The sequence below is a fragment of the Pseudomonas frederiksbergensis genome, from assembly GCF_001952935.1.
GTDB classification, from domain to species: Bacteria; Pseudomonadota; Gammaproteobacteria; order Pseudomonadales; family Pseudomonadaceae; genus Aquipseudomonas; species Aquipseudomonas frederiksbergensis.
On the sequence record NZ_CP018319.1, the window covers coordinates 2,541,003 to 2,558,652 of the forward strand.

16 protein-coding genes are annotated in these 17,650 nt (G+C 60.9%); 3 read left to right on the forward strand and 13 right to left on the reverse strand.

Translation table 11 applies throughout. The features are described 5' to 3' along the window. Window positions 1-6: 6 nt before the first annotated feature. The 13 genes from PFAS1_RS11690 to tssA form a co-directional block, all read right to left on the reverse strand. Complete coding sequence (locus PFAS1_RS11690; RefSeq protein WP_008007718.1) at window positions 7-441, reverse strand: DcrB-related protein; 435 nt, start codon at window positions 439-441, stop codon at window positions 7-9. An 18-nt stretch (window positions 442-459) separates the two neighbouring features. Further along, the gene (locus PFAS1_RS11695) at window positions 460-2,397 is read right to left on the reverse strand and encodes a type VI secretion system Vgr family protein (RefSeq protein ID WP_076029262.1); all 1,938 of its coding nucleotides are present in this window, start codon (window positions 2,395-2,397) and stop codon (window positions 460-462) included. A gap of 162 nt (window positions 2,398-2,559) precedes the next feature. After that, window positions 2,560-5,238 carry a type VI secretion system ATPase TssH gene (gene tssH, locus PFAS1_RS11700; RefSeq protein WP_076029263.1) on the reverse strand — a complete coding sequence of 893 codons (2,679 nt, stop codon included), beginning with the start codon at window positions 5,236-5,238 and terminating at the stop codon, window positions 2,560-2,562. 4 nt (window positions 5,239-5,242) lie between these two features. Continuing rightward, window positions 5,243-6,283, reverse strand: a complete 1,041-nt coding sequence (gene tssG / locus PFAS1_RS11705) for a type VI secretion system baseplate subunit TssG (protein WP_076029264.1) — start codon at window positions 6,281-6,283, stop codon at window positions 5,243-5,245. Beyond that, on the reverse strand, window positions 6,247-8,106 hold the full coding sequence (gene tssF / locus PFAS1_RS11710; RefSeq protein ID WP_076029265.1) for a type VI secretion system baseplate subunit TssF: 1,860 nt from the start codon (window positions 8,104-8,106) through the stop codon (window positions 6,247-6,249). Before tssF ends, tssG begins: the two co-directional genes overlap by 37 nt. Continuing rightward, a complete protein-coding gene (gene tssE / locus PFAS1_RS11715; RefSeq protein ID WP_076029266.1) occupies window positions 8,103-8,615 on the reverse strand; it encodes a type VI secretion system baseplate subunit TssE in 513 nt (170 codons plus the stop codon). Before tssE ends, tssF begins: the two co-directional genes overlap by 4 nt. Then, window positions 8,609-9,106, reverse strand: coding sequence for a hypothetical protein (locus tag PFAS1_RS11720; protein WP_232252230.1), 498 nt, complete (start codon window positions 9,104-9,106; stop codon window positions 8,609-8,611). The genes tssE and PFAS1_RS11720 overlap by 7 nt, the downstream gene beginning before the upstream one ends. Before the next feature lie 10 nt (window positions 9,107-9,116). Next, a complete protein-coding gene (locus PFAS1_RS11725) occupies window positions 9,117-9,557 on the reverse strand; it encodes a hypothetical protein (RefSeq protein WP_074872055.1) in 441 nt (146 codons plus the stop codon). Continuing rightward, entirely contained in the window at window positions 9,554-10,012 is a 459-nt protein-coding gene (locus tag PFAS1_RS11730) for a type VI secretion system amidase effector protein Tae4 (RefSeq protein ID WP_076029268.1), read from the reverse strand. The genes PFAS1_RS11725 and PFAS1_RS11730 overlap by 4 nt, the downstream gene beginning before the upstream one ends. Before the next feature lie 81 nt (window positions 10,013-10,093). Then, on the reverse strand, window positions 10,094-10,582 hold the full coding sequence (locus tag PFAS1_RS11735; protein ID WP_074872051.1) for an Hcp family type VI secretion system effector: 489 nt from the start codon (window positions 10,580-10,582) through the stop codon (window positions 10,094-10,096). A gap of 205 nt (window positions 10,583-10,787) precedes the next feature. Further along, window positions 10,788-12,281, reverse strand: a complete 1,494-nt coding sequence (tssC, locus tag PFAS1_RS11740; protein WP_074872049.1) for a type VI secretion system contractile sheath large subunit — start codon at window positions 12,279-12,281, stop codon at window positions 10,788-10,790. A gap of 15 nt (window positions 12,282-12,296) precedes the next feature. Beyond that, window positions 12,297-12,806 carry a type VI secretion system contractile sheath small subunit gene (tssB, locus tag PFAS1_RS11745; RefSeq protein WP_007894500.1) on the reverse strand — a complete coding sequence of 170 codons (510 nt, stop codon included), beginning with the start codon at window positions 12,804-12,806 and terminating at the stop codon, window positions 12,297-12,299. An 80-nt stretch (window positions 12,807-12,886) separates the two neighbouring features. Next, entirely contained in the window at window positions 12,887-13,921 is a 1,035-nt protein-coding gene (tssA, locus tag PFAS1_RS11750) for a type VI secretion system protein TssA (protein ID WP_076029269.1), read from the reverse strand. Between the two features lie 403 nt (window positions 13,922-14,324). Between tssA and tagH the strand changes: the two genes are divergently transcribed. From tagH to tssK, 3 genes are all read left to right on the forward strand, one after another. Next, a complete protein-coding gene (gene tagH / locus PFAS1_RS11755) occupies window positions 14,325-15,725 on the forward strand; it encodes a type VI secretion system-associated FHA domain protein TagH (RefSeq protein WP_076029270.1) in 1,401 nt (466 codons plus the stop codon). Between the two features lie 61 nt (window positions 15,726-15,786). Further along, window positions 15,787-16,293, forward strand: a complete 507-nt coding sequence (gene tssJ / locus PFAS1_RS11760) for a type VI secretion system lipoprotein TssJ (RefSeq protein ID WP_076029271.1) — start codon at window positions 15,787-15,789, stop codon at window positions 16,291-16,293. Window positions 16,294-16,309: 16 nt separating this feature from the next. After that, complete coding sequence (gene tssK, locus PFAS1_RS11765) at window positions 16,310-17,644, forward strand: type VI secretion system baseplate subunit TssK (protein ID WP_076029272.1); 1,335 nt, start codon at window positions 16,310-16,312, stop codon at window positions 17,642-17,644. The last annotated feature ends 6 nt before the right edge of the window (window positions 17,645-17,650 follow it).

Sequence of the window (17,650 nt, forward strand, 5' to 3'; positions counted from 1 at the left end):
TGCTCATCAGGCCGGAACGTCGAACAACAGCGAACTCTTGATGGTCGCCCAATGCGCGGCTTCGGCATCGCCGAGTTTTTCGGCCTTCACGTAGCTCAGGGCGAGCATTTTGCGGGTGCCGGGCAACACCAGTGCCAACTGGTATTGGAAGACTTTGTCGTTGCCCTTGTTGAACTGGCTGCGCAACTCGATGCCTTCGACTTCCTGGCTGGCACCCAGGCGCACGGCGACGCCCGGTTGGAAACGCAAGTCTTGCACTTGTTTTTCCAGACGCTTGAGCTGGTCGTCGAAGTTGCTTTGCAGGGTTTCACCCTCGGCCAGCAAGCTGCGGCTGACAATCAGCGAAGTACCCAGTTCAGGGAACTTGAGGATGTTGATCGAGGCATCTTGCAGTTCGCCTGCCGGCAGTTGGAACTGGAATTCATTGATTCGGTAAGTCATGGAACACAGATCTCGTGATTAGCCCTTGGGCTTGGGAAACGCGGCGTTGATGTTGGCGTCGATGCTGGCCTTGACGCCCTGGCCATCAGGCGTGGCGCCAGCGCCGCCGCCGTTGTTCAGGTGCAGCACGCCGCCGGTGTTGAACTCGGCATCACCGCTGGCATAGAAGCTGATTTGCACGCCGGTCAGGTTGATCTGGCCGCTGGCATTGAGCTCCAGGATGCTTTCACCACAGACCAGCCGCAGGTTCTCGCCCACTTCAATGACGTAGCTCTGGCTGATGCTGTCGGTCTTGCGCTGGCCCACCGAAAGAATGTCTTCCTGTTTGACGATACGCAGGCGGTTGTTGCCAATGGTCACCGTCTCGTTATGCCCAATGCTCTTGTTGCGGTCGTGACCTACCGAGTGGCTTTCATCCACCTCGACCACGATGTCCTGATTGCGCTCGGCATGGATGTACAGCTGCTCGGCGCCTTTCTTGTCTTCCATGCGGATTTCGTTGAAGTTCGCCGGTGTGCCGCCCTTGCTCGAACGGCTTTTCATGCCGCTTTGGGTGGCGTTTTCGGGCAAGTCGTAGGGCACGGTTTGTTCGGCGTTGTAGACGCGGCCGGTGATGATCGGCCGGTCCGGGTCGCCTTCGAGGAAGCTGACGATCACTTCCTGGCCGATCCGCGGGATCTGCATCGAGCCCCAGTTTTTCCCGGCCCAGGATTGCGACACGCGAATCCAGCACGAACTGTTTTCGTTGGACTGGTCGTGGCGGTCCCAATAGAAATGCACCTTCACCCGGCCGAACTGGTCGGTCCAGATTTCCTCGCCCTTGGGGCCGACCACCAATGCGGTCTGCGGACCTTTGACGATAGGCCGGTGGGTGTTGGGCAGGGGACGGTAGCTTTGTTGCGCGTCGATGCAGGTCAGGCTGCTTTCGAACTGTGCCGAAGCAGCAGCGCCGCCGGTTTCCCCGCTTTCCTGGGCGACGTAGTAACGGGCGCCGACGATCAGGTATTCGCGGTTCTGGTCCTGGCGGCTGAAGCCCGTGAGGCTGAACAAATGTCCCGACCCCAAACCCCGGGCGTTGCCGGCGAACTCGACCTGTTCGTGCAAGGTCTGCAAGGCTTCGATGCGGGTGCGGGCGTAATGTTCGCCGTCCGCGCTTTGCACATAAGTGCCGGGGTAGTCGTACAGCGGATAGTCGCCGGCGGTGTGCGGACGAGGCATGGTCGAGCGCACGTCAATTCGCGCGCTGGGGCGCTGGAAGTCATAGTCGTTGAGTTCCAGCGAACCTGGCTGGACTTCCTGGGCCAGGTGCCAATCGTGGATGTGATCGCGTTCGCGCTGCTGTTCATTCTTGGGGTAGTAGGGCACTGAGGCATAGCCGGGCGCACTGGTATGGGCGCCGTAAGCATCGGCCAGTACCAGCACATGACGACCCTGTTCATGGCGGAAGAAGTAGTAGATCCCTTCCTGTTCCATCAGGCGGCTGACGAAATCGAAGCTGGTTTCGCGATACTGCACGCAGTATTCCCACTCGCGATAAGGCCGGCTCAGGGCATCTTCGAAATCGGAAAAACCCAGGTCGCGAAACACCTGCTTGATGATCTGCGGGATGGTCAGGTTCTGGAAAATCCGGCAATCGGAGGTGCGGGTCAGCAGCCAAAGCCAAGGCCGCAGCGTGGCTTGATAGCTGGCGAACTGGCCCTGGTCGACGTTCTGGCTGCAGCGGGCAACGATGCCATGGAAATGACGTTCGCCACCGCCCTCCAGTTGCAGGCTCAGGCACATGGGTTTGCCCAGCAACTGGTTGAGGTCGATGGCGTTGTCCAGCGAGTGCAGTTGCAGCTCATAGTTGAACAGCCGCCCCAGCTCTTCGCCGCCGCCCATGTCCTTGAGCAACAGCACATCCGGCCCCAGGGGGCTGGTGATTTTTGCCAGGCGTGAGAGTTGCTTGAATAGCATCAGTTATCCCGTAAACGTTTCGTTGCTTTCTTACTGCCGGAACCGGACTTAGTGTGGGAGCGGGCTTGCTCGCGAAGGGGCCATGACATCCAGCATCAATGTTGAATGTCAGTCCGCCTTCGCGAGCAAGCCCGCTCCCACATTGACCGTGTTCCAGGCCGGTCAGGCCGCGTCGCTGAAGTCGTAGTGCAATTCGTTATCCCGGGCGCTAATCCGTACGCCTGCCAGCGCTTTGCCTTCGAGCATGCGGGTGAGGAACTCGCGGCTCATGTCCGGCAACAGGCTGTTGGTCAGGATGGTGTCGATCATCCGCCCGCCGCTTTCGGTTTCGGTGCAGCGGGAGACGATCAGGTCGATCACCGCGTCGTCGTAGTCGAAGGCCACTTTATGGGTGTTCTCCACGCGCTTTTTGATGCGGTTGAGTTGCAGGCGGGTAATGGCCTTGAGCATGTCGTCGTTGAGCGGGTAGTACGGAATGGTCACCAGGCGGCCCAACAATGCCGGCGGGAAAATCTCCAGCAGCGGCTGGCGCAGGGCCTTGGCGATTTCTTCGGGCTCGGGCACGTTTTGCGGGTCTTTGCAGACCTGGGCAATCAGATCGGTACCCGCGTTGGTGGTCAGCAGGATCAAGGTGTTCTTGAAGTCGATCACCCGGCCTTCACCGTCCTCCATCACGCCTTTGTCGAAGACCTGGAAGAAGATCTCATGCACGTCCGGGTGGGCTTTTTCCACCTCGTCCAGCAGCACCACGCTGTAGGGTTTGCGCCGCACGGCTTCGGTCAGCACGCCGCCTTCGCCATAGCCGATGTAGCCCGGTGGCGCGCCCTTGAGGGTGGACACGGTGTGAGCTTCCTGGAATTCGCTCATGTTGATGGTGATGACGTTCTGCTCGCCGCCGTACATGGCTTCGGCCAAGGCCAGGGCGGTTTCGGTCTTGCCCACGCCGGAAGTGCCCGCGAGCATGAACACGCCAATCGGTTTGCTCGGATTGTCGAGGCCGGCGCGGGAGGTCTGGATGCGCTTGGCGATCATCTGCAAGGCATGGTCCTGGCCGATGATGCGCTTCTTCAGGTGCTGGTCGAGGTTGAGCACGGTTTCCAGTTCGTTACGGGCCATGCGGCCCACCGGGATACCGGTCCAGTCGGCGACCACCGAGGCCACGGCCTGGTAATCGACCGTCGGCAGAATCAACGGGGTTTCCCCTTGCAGAGCGCTCAGACGCTGTTGCAGGTCCACCAGTTTCTCGCGCAGAGCGTGGCTGTCTTCACTGCCAACGTCGCGGTCTACCACGCCGACGCTTTCGCGCAGGGTGGCGCGGGTGGCGAGCAGTTCGTCCACCAGGGTTTTCTCTTCGGCCCAGCGGCTTTCGAGTTCGGCCAGGCGTTCGCGCTCGGCGGCCAGCAGGTTTTCGCTGTTGGTCTGACGGGCGCCGATGACGATGCCGATGGCGTGCTCGCGGGCGATGATTTGCAGTTCGGTTTCCAGCGCCTCGATGCGGCGACGGCTGTCGTCCACTTCGGCCGGCACGGCGTGCAGGCTGATGGCGACCCGGGCGCAAGCGGTGTCCAGCAGGCTCACGGATTTGTCCGGCAACTGGCGCGCCGGGATGTAGCGATGGGACAGCTTGACCGAGGCTTCCAGAGCTTCGTCGAGGATCTGCACCTGATGGTGTTTCTCCATGGTCGAGGCCACGCCGCGCATCATCAACAGCGCCTTGTCTTCGGACGGCTCGGCGACTTGCACCACCTGGAAGCGGCGGGTCAGGGCCGGGTCTTTCTCGATATGTTTTTTGTACTCGGCCCAGGTGGTGGCGGCCACGGTGCGCAGGGTGCCCCGGGCCAAGGCTGGCTTGAGCAAATTGGCCGCGTCCCCGGTGCCGGCGGCGCCACCGGCACCGACCAGCGTGTGGGCTTCGTCGATAAACAGGATGATCGGTTTTGGCGAGGCCTGGACGTCTTCGATGACCTGGCGCAGGCGCTGTTCGAATTCACCTTTCATGCTCGCGCCGGCCTGCAACAGGCCGACGTCGAGGCTGCGCAGTTCCACGTCTTTAAGCGCTGGCGGTACATCACCGGCGACAATGCGCAGGGCAAAACCTTCAACCACGGCGGTTTTACCGACGCCGGCTTCACCGGTCAGAATCGGGTTGTTCTGCCGACGGCGCATGAGGATGTCCACCAGTTGGCGGATCTCTTCGTCACGCCCGACAATCGGGTCAAGCTTGCCACTGCGGGCCTGCTCGGTGAGATCGACGGTAAAACGCTTGAGTGCTTCCTGCTTGCCCATGGCGCTGGGGGCCATGGCGCCGCTGGCTTCACCGGGCACGCTGCTGGCGTTGAAACCGTCGCTGGCGCTGAGCGCATTTTCCGGCGAGTCACCGACGTATTCGTCAAAACGCTCGCTCAGGGCCTCGACCTTGATTTTGTCGAACTCTGCCGACAGCCCGAGCAGCCCGTGGCGCAGACTCGGTGTCTTGAGGATGCCCAACACCAGGTAACCGGTACGCACCTGGCTTTCGCCGAACATCAGGCTGCCGTAGACCCAGCCACGTTCCACGGCTTCTTCCACATGAGAGGACAAGTCAGTGATAGAAGTCGAGCCCCGTGGCAAACGGTCCAGGGCTTCGGTCAGGTCCCGGGCCAGGCGTGCCGGCTCGATATTGAACTGGCGGATGAGGCGGTGCAGGTCCGAGTCCTGCAATTGCAGCAACTGATGAAACCAGTGGGCCAGTTCCACATAAGGGTTGCCGCGCAGTTTGCAGAATACGGTGGCGGCTTCGATGGCTTTGTAGGCCACGCTGTTGAGTTTGCCGAACAACGCGGCGCGACTGATTTCACCCATGCTCTTAGCTCCTTGAGGTTTGTGAGGTGTTGGCCTGCTCGGCGTAATGCCGGGCCAGTATTAAGTCCTTGGCATCTTTTTCGGGCTTGCCCAGCCAGGTATTGAACCCCAGGCGGAAGCGGCCATTGAGCTGCAGCGCCGGTACTTCGGGCTGTTTCAGAATCAGGTTCAAATCCCAGTCCAGTTCATGGCCCAGGTATTCGGCGACCCAGGCCACCAGCTCATTGAAGGGTTGGCTGCCGGGCAACATGCCCATGTAGTCATCCAGCTTGAGTGGCCCCAGGCGAATGCGGAATTTGTGCTGGCGATCCCAGACGTAACGGCCCAGGCAAAAATCCACGCCCAATTGATGGGCGCTGACGCCCACGCGGCTGCGTTCCGGCAGTTCCAGCCATTGGCCGACGTACTCTTCGATCTCCACCGGCAGGCCGAAGTACTCGCTGAGAATGGCTTTCAAACCATCCGGGTAGCGGGTTTGTGCCGACAGATGACCGCTGTAATGCAACTTCGCCGTGTCGGGGATCAGCCCTTGTTTGAGCAGGCTCGGCATGCCCCGGCCGCTCAGTGCGGCCAGGCGTGCGGACCAGTAGTCATCGTCCGGACGGTCATGGCTGACCGTCGGCCGCGCTTCGGCCCAGGCCCGGTAAAACAGGCTCAGCAGGCGGTGATGGAACACATCCAGGAAGCGTTTGCTGGTGCTGTCGGCGTTGTTGCGCTGGCGTTCGCGCACATATTCGGTGAGGTGCAGCGGCAACGGACCGTTGGGGCCGCCGAGGCCGAAAAAAAACTGCTCCAGGCGCGCTGGCGCGCCGTCGACGCCCGGCTGGACCGACGCCAGGGTCGCCGGGGCGAAGGTGCATTCGGCCTGCTGCCCAAGGCGCAGCGGATCATCGGCCAGGCGCAACGAATGGCCCAGGCGCGGCAGTTCGGGCGATTCGCACTCGATGCGCCGCAACGCCTGGAAGAAGTCGTATTCCCAGGGCTCCTGGTGCATCGCGTCCAGGGTACTCACAGGGTCGGACGGCGTCCGGGCTTGGCTTTCCATCGCATGATCTCGCCGCGTTCGGTGGTACGGATCACCGTCTCGGTAAAACTGTTGATCGACACGTAGCGTGCCAGGAAGCGCTCGAACACTGCACCGAGCAAAAAGACGCCAGTGCCGCGAAACGCGTTTTCATCGAATTCCAGGGTGATCTCCAGGCCACGACCAAACACGATCGGGCCAGGCATTGGCAGCCGTCGGGTGCAGGCCTTGCTGCTGACTTCGCGCAGGCCTTCGATCTGCAATTGCAACGCCGCGTCGTTGCTGTCGCCGTACAGGCGCAGCAGCTCGCGCAGGGCGGCGGCGCCCTGGCCTTGTTCGCTGAGGGACAGGTAATTCAGCGACAGCTGGCTGATCAATCGCCACGCCTTGGCGTCATGGGCATGGCTGGCGCGTGGGCGGCTCGGGCCTGCCACGCAACGCACCGCCGCGACAGGTGCGCTGTCGGCCAGGGTGAAGTCGGTCTTGCTGTTGCCCACACTCATGAACAGCGGCAGGTCGCGGTTGGTGCACAACGCGGTGACGCCCAATTGGCGCAAGTCGTGGCGATAAGGCGCCTGCTGGCTGTCCACCAGGCTGACGAAGGTTTCGCTGCCGATGTACGTCGAGCGCGGGCCGTTGCGCCGCTGGCCGCTGGACAGCACGCGGGGTTCGCGCCGCACCGTGTACCAGGCCTGGTCGCGGCCGTAGCGAGATGGATCGCGTACCGCATAGAACGGCAGAAAAGGCTGCTCCGACCCGGTGCCGTGGCCGGTGAGGGTGGTCAGGGAATGAATCTCGAAATCCATTGGCCGGGTGCGGTCGGCGATCACATGGTGTTCATTGACCCGATCCGAAAGATGGATGCGATCCAGGCGCTTGGGAAACAGGTTGATGGCCGGGGTGCAGAACGGCAGGAACTGCGCGGCTCCGACGCTGCCTTCCAGGCTTGGATCGTGACGGTCGAACAGCACGATCAATTCCAGTTCCTGGCCATCGCAGCGTTTGACCGCCCGGCTCAACTGGGTGAAGTCGACAAACAGAAAGCGCTGGGGCAGGGCGAAGTATTCCTGCAACAGGCGATAGCCCTGGAAGGCTCGCGAGACCACTGGCAGCGCGGCGTCGGTATCGTCGAATCCCTGGGAGCGCAGTGCGTCCTGCGGCAGGCGTTCCACCCAGTCGGCGCCGGGCTGGCGGACGAACACGGCACAGGCATTGCCCAGCAACTGTTCATAGAGACGGAAGGGCTGCTCGTCTGCGCCACTGAGGTACAGCGGCAGGTTGTCCAGGGCCAGACTGTTGAACGGCAGTTCGGCGCCGGTGCGCAGGGTCAGGCGCAGACCGGCCTTGGCCTTGGGTTCACTGGCGACCAAGCGCCCGAGCACGGCGGACGGGTTGCCGAAGTACTCGGCCTGGCTGACCTGCAACGGCCACAACGTCACCGCATGGGCGGTGCGGTACTCGCAGCAGGTTTGGCTTTCGCGGCCCAGGGCGGTGCGCAGGACTGTGTCCCGGGGCAGCGGGAAGCCGCTGCTCAGCGAGCCTTCATCGGGGTCGGCCTGCAATTGCACCACGGTCATCGACGGGGTCGGCGCCAGGTAATGGGGGTAAGCGATTTCCAGCAGGTTGTGGGTGAAGGTTGGGTATTCAGCGTCGAGCTTGAGCTGTACCCGCGCCGTCAGGTAGGCGAACCCTTCCAGCAAGCGCTCGACGTACGGGTCGGCGCAGTCCATGCCGGACAACGTCAGCCGACTGGCGATCTTCGGGTATTCCTGAGCGAACTCCGCCGCGCTTTCGCGCACGTGGTGCAATTCCTGGTTGTACAGCTCCAGCAGGCGCGGGTTCATGAGCGTCTCCGCTGATCGGCGTTGATCACGCGCACATGGCCGGATTCCAGGTCCAGGTCAGTCTGCAGCATCAGGCGCAGCGGCACTGGCTGCGCCCAGAGATCGCCTTCGATCTCGAAACTCAGGGCGTTGTGGTTCATCTCGGCGGATGTCCGGGCCCGCACGCGCAAGGTGTTACGCAGGATCCGCGGCTCGAACGTGGCGATGGCCTGGTGGATCAACGCTTCAAGCGCCGCGATATCGACATTCGACGCGCTGTTGCCGGCCAGGGCTGGCAGCCCGAAGTTGATCACCGACGTGCCGGCCGGGGTGTGCAACGTCGCATCAGCGCCGAGCAATGAAGTGGTGTTGAGCAGCCACGCCAGGTCCCGCAGCACCGAGGCTTTCAGTTGGGTCAGGGAGAGCACGCGCTTGTCGGCGCTTTCCTTGAGGTTGCTCGGGTCGTCATCGGTCAACCGGTCCAGCAGGGACGGTTGCAGGCGATCGCGGGTGGCGATTTCGGTTACCACGAGAAATGCGCCACGAAACTTTTCTGGTCCATGACGCCGGTCATGCAGCCAGCACTATGAGCGACTTTCGACACTTCCATGGGCTGGTCTTTGATTTGGCGGATGGCCTGATACCGAGCGTCACAATCATGGCTCGGAGCGGGTTCGGGTGTGGAGTGTTCCACGATAATGATTTGGGCGTTGTTGAAGATTTCGACCCGTGGCTGACCTTTTCGGTCGACACTCAGAAAACAAGGCCACGGCATGTCTAGTTTCAAGAGGCTTTGGTCCTGTTTGCGCAAGGCGCATTGCTGATCGTGGTTTTCCAGGGTCAGTGTTTGTCCGGCAAAAATGATTTGATTGCTGGGTGCCGCGAGTTGCTTTTGTTCGGCCCAGGCATTAGCGCTCAACAGGAGGCCGCTAGAGAGCAGAATCAACAGGGTTCGCTTAGTCATTTCAAGCCTCAAAGCCAACCTGTCATGAGTGATACGCAAAGTCGTGGGCGATTGCATGTGAAGTCGCTTACCAAGTGAAAAGCGCTGTGTAGTCTTTCTGATCGCCTGCACCGCGCAAGCAACTGGCACTGGGTGCGACGATCGAAGGTTCGAGCTGGCCGTTGATTTGACGAATGGCGCGGTACTCGGACCGGCATTCACGACTGTTCGCTGGGTCAACGTTCACATGCAGCACGATCACGATCGGTACGTTGTTGAAGGATTCGACGTGAGGTTTGCCCTGTCGGTCGACAGCAAATTGGCAAGGCCATGGCATTTCGAGGGGCAGCACGCTCTGATCCGGTTTACGCAACACGCATTGCTTCTGATCGTTCTCCAGCATCAATCGTTGTCCGCCCAAGGTGACGACTTGATCCTCGGAAGCTGGAGTAGTTTCCTGGCCGGCACACGCCCACAGGCTCGGCAACACGCAGCACAAGGCCGCCAGGTTTCGGCTGGATTTGATCATGTCAGCTCCCAGAACCAGATGGCTCTGGATTGGTAGGTAAGGTCGCTGTAACGGCCGATGGTAAAACCGCGATTCCAAAGGTCGATATGGTCGCCCGTGCGATTTTCTGCAGCTTCCCCAGGCTGCCGGAAACAGTCCTTGAAGAAGATGAGCCCGGTCTTGTCTTTCAACTTGCGGCGTTCTTCGGCACTTCCACCGAGAATCAGTGGCCGCCCCAGATGGTGCTTCCATAACCAGTTCGCCAGCGACTCGGCTCCCCTGGCATGTTCATGCGCACATTTGGGTTCGGTATAGGTAGATTTATTGACCTTGATGGTCAGCTCCGCATTGAGCGTCATGCTCATACGGATAGCGCACTGGTTTGCCCACGGACCGTCGCAAGGCTTTGCGTCAGGATGAGTAACCAGCAGATCGGAATACGCTTTCCACAAATTAATAAACGAAGGCTTGGCCATGACTCAGACACCGCAGGGAAAGGATTGGATTCGAGCAAGCACCAAAACACCCCCGGCGCATAACGCCGGGGGCCTCTTCGATTACACCTTGACGTTCTGGCGGATGTTCCAGCCGAACTTGACCGGCCCGCCGTCCTTGGTGCCGTCGGCTTTTTGTGGCTGATAGTCCACCAGCACCTTGGCGAAGTTCAGGGTGACGTTTTCGGTCAGGCGATCATCGCTGCCCGAGCCGCCGGTGCTCAGGGAAGTGATCAGCACTTCTTCCAGGTTGATGATCATGTACTCGACCTGGCTTTCACCGCCGGCCTTGCGCACGGTCAGCTTGACCTTGTCGATGTGCTTGCCGCTGGCGCAGTGCATCATCAGGTTCGGCGTGGCCTTGTCGACGTATTTGGTCAGCGACAGGTCCTGGATATTCACCTTGCCGGCACCGCCGCCGCTGCCCACGTGCATGTTGCCGGACTGAGCCATGCCCCAGCTCCAGTTCAAGACGTCGATTTCGTCCTTGTGGGCCTTGTCCATGGACTCGCCCTTGATGTCGCCGATCTTGATGAAAATATCAACAGCCATGTTTTCTCCCTGTGTGGTCTCTACCACATTGTTTGGTTGACGCCGACCTTGCGAAATCTCTTTGAATGTCAGGCAAGACACAGAACCTGTGGGAGCGGGCTTGCTCGCGAAAGCGTCGGATCAGTCGACATCAATGTTGAATGATCCGACGCTTTCGCGAGCAAGCCCGCTCCCACATTTTTACCGCGTACCGTTCAGCAGGTTTTTACGCGCCTTTGGCCGAAGGCAGCTTGGATACCAGGCGCAGCGACACGGTCAGGCCTTCGAGCTGATAGTGCGGGCGCAGGTAGAACCTGGAGTTGTAGTACCCCGGGTTGCCTTCCACGTCCTCGACGATCACTTCGGCCGCAGCCAATGGGTGCTGGGCCTTGGTGGTTTCGGTGGAGTGCGCCGGATCACCGTCGACGTAGTTGAGGATCCAGTCCTGCAACCAGCGCTGCATTTCGTCCTTCTCTTTGAAGGAGCCGATCTTGTCGCGCACGATGCACTTCAAGTAATGGGCGAAACGGCAGGTGGCGAACAGGTACGGCAGGCGCGCAGCCAGGTTGGCGTTGGCGGTGGCGTCCGGGTCGTCGTACTCGGCCGGTTTCTGCAACGACTGGGCGCCAATGAACGCGGCGAAGTCGGTGTTTTTCTTGTGCAGCAGCGGCATGAAACCGTTCTTCGCCAGCTCCGCTTCACGGCGGTCCGAAATGGCGATTTCGGTCGGGCATTTCATGTCCACGCCACCATCGTCAGTCGGGAAGGTGTGCGCCGGCAGGTTTTCCACTTCACCGCCAGACTCCACGCCACGAATGCGCGAGCACCAGCCGAAGTGTTTGAACGAGCGGTTGATGTTCACCGCCATCGCGTAAGCGGCGTTGGCCCAGGTGTACTTGGAGCTGTCGGCGCCGTCGGTGCTTTCTTCGAAGGCGAAGGCCTCCACCGGATCGGTCTTGGCGCCATACGGCAGACGCGCGAGGAAGCGCGGCATGGTCAGGCCGATGTAGCGCGAGTCTTCCGATTCGCGCAGCGAGCGCCAGCCGGCGTATTCCGGAGTGGTGAAGATTTTGGTCAGATCGCGCGGGTTCGACAGTTCCTGCCATGAGCCCATGCCCATCACGGTCGGCGAGGCGGCGGCGATGAATGGGGCGTGCATGGCGGCGCAGACTTTCGACAGTTCGCCCAACAGTTCCACGTCTGGAGGCGACTGGTCGAAGTAGTAATCGCCCACCAGGCAACCGTAAGGTTCGCCGCCGAACTGGCCGTATTCTTCCTCGTACATCTTCTTGAAGATCGGGCTCTGGTCCCACGCGGTGCCCTTGAATTTCTTCAGGGTCTTGTGCAGATCATTCTTGGAGATGTTGAGCACGCGGATCTTCAGTTGCTCGTCGCTCTCGGTGTTGTTGACCAGGTAATGCAGGCCACGCCAGGCGCTTTCCAGTTGCTGGAAATCCGGGTGGTGAATGACCTGATTGACCTGAGCGGTGAGCTTGGCGTCGATGGCGGCGATGATCGACTCGATCGACTTGATCGCGTCGTTGGACACCAGGTCGGTCTGCGCCAGGGCCTGTTCGGCCAGGGTGCGCACGGCGGTCTCGACGGCTTCGCGGGCACGGTCGGTCTTGGGTTTGAATTCTTGCAGCAGCAGGGAGGCGAACTCGCTGGCTTCTTCGGTGGTGCTCAGTGTCTGAGCGTCTGCACGTACTGAATCGGTCATGATCATTCGTCCTGATTAAGCCTGAGGCTCGGCTGGCTTCGGCGCACTGGCAAGTGCCTGGAGCAGCGCCGGATCCTTGATGGCCTTCATGATGATTTCTTCGGCGCCAGTCTTGCCGTCCATGTAGGTCAGCAGGTTGGCCAGTTGGGTGCGCGCTTCGAGCAACTTGTTCAGCGAGTCGACCTTGCGCGCCACGGCGGCGGGGCTGAAGTCGTCCATGCTTTCAAAGGTGATGTCCAGGCTCAGGTTGCCTTCGCCGGTCAGCTCGTTGGGCACGTGGAACGCGACGCGTGGCTGCATGGCCTTGAGGCGCGAGTCGAAGTTGTCGACATCCACTTCGAGGAACTTGCGATCGGCCACGGGTGCCAGAGGCTCGGCGGGCTTGCCGGCGAGGTCCGCCATGACGCCCATGACGAAGGGCAACTGGACCTTTTTCTCGGCGCCGTAAAGCTCGACGTCGTACTCGATCTGCACTCGAGGCGCACGGTTGCGCGCGATGAATTTCTGAGAACTTTGCTTCGCCACGTTGCTGCTCCTGGTCGCTCAAGCGACGGTGTTGGCGTCACCGGTGATACCGGTGACGTGACTGCGTGATCCGTTCGCTTTTATTCGCTGTCTGGTCCGCGCAGATTTTCAAATTGGCTCATGCCGTCGGGAATCAGATTGCGCACGATGGCCGCAAAGTCGGCGTGCACCAGATTCTTCGCCCGGTTCAACAGCACCGGCAGCGGGCTGGAGGGCTCATGACGGGTGTAGTACGCAAGAATCCGGTCCAGGCTGCGCAGCACGTCGTCGCGGTTGTTGATCTCGCCAGTGCCGGTACTGCGCGGAGCACTCGGTGCGCTCGGTGTGGTGGCGTATTCAACCGGCGCGGCGCTGTCGTCGCCGAGGGTATCGGGCAGGGGGCTGTCACCGCTCTGTGGGGCGAACTGGCCGAGGATCTGCAAAGCCATTTTGAGCGGTTGCTTCAACGGGCCAAGGTCAACGCCTTGGGCGGAACCAACTTGTTCGCTGACGTGCTGTTCGATGGCCTCGGCAGCACCGCGGGCCTCGTGCAGGGCGGCGCGGGTGATTTCCAGCTGTTCGGGATCGCTGTCGAGGAACGCTCCGGCGAGTTGCTCGGCACCGAGGTTTTCGTCAGGGAAGCTTTGCAGCCCGCTGGCGTTGGCGGCGGCGCGCAGGCTGACAGGGCCAAAGGCACGCGAGCGGGCCAGGATGCTTTCGCGCAGCAGGCGAATGGTGACATCGGAGGTCAGGCCGGCGAGGGCATTGATGCGCACGGTGGGGTCGTTGTTGTCTTCGGCATCCAGGCGCGGATGCAGGTCGGCCCAGTATTGCTTGAGCAATTCACTGATCAGTGTCAGGACGCGGGCCAGGCCGCTGACGCCTTCGAGGGCAAGGGAACTTTGCAAAAGGAAATGGGTGATGCGCAGGTCTTTGCTGCGTTGCAACAACGCCAGGCTTTGCTGCTGGATGCTGCGCCATTCTGGGGGTTCGGCAGGCAATATCGAGTCGCCCATGCTGCGCTCGGGCTTGCCTAGGGAATCGCGTTCCAGGTGCAAAAAATCCGCGTCATATTCCAGATCTTCGCCACAAGGCGAAGTCGCGGACACGGCGGCGAGCAGCAAAGGCACTTCCACTGAATTTGATCTCCATATCGCCCGCTCGGGAGTCGGGCAGTTCCATGTTAGTTCCAAGTGGAGCTTCACATGTTTCCTTGAATGTAATGGCCCTTTAGATGCTCAATGATCTTAAAGTGCCATCATTCTTATTCAAGAAGTTGTGCATTTTTGGTGTAGTACTTATGGCTTGTCAAGGTAAGCTATTTCCCCTGTGTGACAGATGTGAGGTGCTTAACAACCCGTGCGACCAGTGGGTCAAGGCAGGCACTGGTGCAGGTTTTTTGTCACGTAAGCCGGGTAAGATCAGCAATCATGCTGGTAAAAAGGCTGTTTTCAAGGTTTTTGCAAGGGTTGTCGGCGAGTCGCTCGGGCGTTAAGTCCCTCACTCGCCCGCGCGCAAAGTGTTCAGCAAGGAGGCAAGATGTCGCTGTGTTTGACTATCACTAGTTATCACAAAATTACCCCTGGTCAGTGCTCTGAAAAATCCATGGATCAGGGTGTGATGGCGATTGGCCGCAATTTGGATAATGACTGGATATTGCCCGATCCCGAGCGCTTGGTGTCCGGCAAACATTGCGTAATTCAATACAAAGATGGCCGCTACTACTTAACCGATAACAGCACTAATGGTGTGGAATTGGTCAAGGCGGGTATTCGTTTGCGCAAAGGAAACAGCGAGCCATTGCAAGATGGCGAAGTTATTAGAATCGGTGATTACGAAATCCAGGCGCGCATCGACTTCAGTCTGCCGGCGACTGACAGCAACCCTTTCGCCGATTCGTCCAACAGCTTCGAGGCCATGATGGGGCGTCAGGGCGCCGTTGCGACTACCCCGACGTCGTTGCCCATGACACCACCTGCACATTTTCAGGGTGTGTCGGCCATGGACACACTGCCAGACCTGTTCGACTTCCTGGCACCGACCACCGTCCCGCCGGCCACCCAGCCCGACCATGTCCCGGCCGAGCTGCATGACTTCCGCCCACCGACCCCGATACCCCATCCAACGCCTGTGATCGAGCCTGTGCCGCAGACGTCAATGCCGGTGATTCCGGAAGATTGGGATCTGTTCAGCGACACGCCTGTGCCGGTAGCGGTCGCCCCTTTGCCGGTCGCAGAGGTTGCGCCGCCCCCCATGCCTGAACTCAGCGTGCCGATCGAGCCGGCCCCCGAACCGCCCGCGGCCATCGTCGAACGCCCGGTCAATCCGGTCAGTTCGGCCGACAACGCTCAGCCCGACCTGTTGCAAGCCTTCCTGCGTGGCGCCGGGCTGGATCAGTTGCGCCTGGACAAGGCCCAGGCCGAAGCGCAGATGGAAAGCATCGGCCGCAGTTATCGGCTGATGGTCGAGGGCCTGATCGATGTCTTGCGTGCCCGCAGCAGTCTCAAGGGCGAGTTCCGCATTCAGCAGACGATGATTCAACCGGTGGAAAACAATCCGCTGAAATTCGCGCCCAATGTCGATGAAGCCTTGCTGTTGCTGTTGCGCCAGAGCAATCAGGCGTTCATGGCGCCGGACATGGCGGTGCGCGACAGCTTCGATGATTTGCGTGCCCACCAATTGGCAGTGATGGCCGGTGTGGAAGCGGCGATCAAGCACCTGCTGGCGCGCTTCGAGCCAGCGCAACTGGAAGAGCGCATGGGCAAGCCCGGTGGCCTGTCGAGCATTTTCAGTGGCTCGCGACAGGCCCAGTACTGGCAGCAGTTCACCGAGCTCTACAGCAATATTTCCCGTGAGGCCCAAGAGGATTTCCAGGACCTGTTCGGTCGGGAATTCAGCCGCGCCTACGAACAACACAGTACAAGGCAGCGTCGCGGCTGAGCGCGCCATTCATAGCAAAAAATGGAACAACGGATAGCTGAAACGTCATTGAGGACGCAGGATGATTCCCAGGTTTTTACTCGCAGTCGCCACCGTGCTTCTGCTGGCCGCGTGTGCCAAGGATACGGTCAAACCCGAGGCCGCTGAGGCCGAGGCCGACACCGCCGCCGTCGAGTTGCACTTCCACGCCATCGCCAGCCTCAACCCCGGCACCAGCGGTCAACCGGCCCCGGTCCGGGTGCGCATTTTCGAACTGAAAAATGCCGCCACCTTCGGCCGTGCCGATTATTTCGCCTTGGCCGAACGGGCCCAGGCGACGCTCGGCGCAGACCTGATCGACCAGGACGAAGTGCTGGTCCAGCCCGGCCAGCAATTGAGCCTGCAACGCGACCTCGATCCGGCCACCCGCCACATCGGTGTGCTGGTGGGCTATCGCGAACTGGATCAGGCGCAGTGGCGCACGGTGATGAATGTCCCGCCGCGCCAATACACCGAATACCAGATCAGCCTCGATGTGCGCGCCGTGCGCAGCGCCGTCGTGGTTCCCCCATCCAGCCCTGCCCAATAAAGCAATCGGAGCTCCCATGTCTTGGAACAATCGCGTGGTCTGGTCAGAAGGCATGTTCATTGGAACGCAGCACTTCCAACAGCATGACCGTTACCTGGAAAACCTCATCGACGCCCGAAGCCGCCCGTTATCGGCCGGCGCCTGGGGTTTCTCCGAATTGCTGATCGATCAGGGCCTGTTGGCCCAGGGCAAACTGGCAATCATCTCGGCGCGGGGGCTGTTGCCGGACGGCACGCCCTTCAACATTCCCCAGGATGACCTGGCGCCGAGCCCACTGAATGTCGACGACAACCTGCGCGATGGCTTGGTGTACCTGGCCTTGCCGCTCAAGCGCGCCGGTGCCCGGGACACCGTTGATGACGGCGAAACCCTGGGCGCTGCGCGCTACGTGAGCCAGGTGCGCGAAGTACGCGACGACAACGCACCGTTCGAAAACCGTGCGCCAGTGGCCGTGGGTTCCAGGGCGCTGCGATTGTTGATTGCCGAGGATGGCATCAGCGACTACGCCGCCATCGGCCTGGTACGAATCAAGGAGAAACGCGCCGACCGCGCCCTGGTGCTCGACGACACTTACATCCCGCCGCTGCTGGATGTCTCCGCCGCCAAACCGCTGGCCGCGTTTCGCAGCGAAATGCTGGGCCTGCTGCACCAACGTGGCGAAGCCCTCGCCGGGCGGGTGGTGGCGTCCGGTGCCGGCGGTGCCTCGGAAATTGCCGACTTCATGCTGCTGCAACTGGTCAACCGCGCTCAGCCGTTGATCCAGCACTTGAGCCAGTTGAGTCCGTTGCACCCCGAGCGGTTCTACAGCGAACTGGTGAGCCTGGCCGGCGAGTTCTCGACCTTTACCGCTTCCGGGCGGCGACCGCAGGAATACCCGCAGTACCAGCACGATAACCTCGCGCTGAGTTTTGCGCCGGTGATGCAAGCCTTGCGTGAAGCGCTGTCGATGTTGATCGACAGCAAGGCCACGCCGATTCCGATTGTCGAAAAAGCCTACGGCGTGCATGTGGCGATGCTGGCCGACAAGACCCTGCTCGACAGCGCCAGCTTCATCCTGGTGGTGCGCGCCGACGTGCCCGCCGAAACCCTGCGCGGTCACTTCGGCCAACAGAGCAAGGTCGGCTCGGTGGAGCACATCCGCAACCTGGTCAACCTGCAATTGCCGGGCATTGGCCTGCTGCCGCTGCCGGTGGCACCACGGCAACTTCCTTATCACGCCGGCTCCACCTATTACGAACTGGACCGGGGCAGCGAGCATTGGCAGCAACTGGCCAACTCCGGCGGTTTTGCGTTCCACATCGCGGGGCAGTTCCCGGGGTTGAACCTGGCTTTCTGGGCGATCCGAGGATAAACCGCG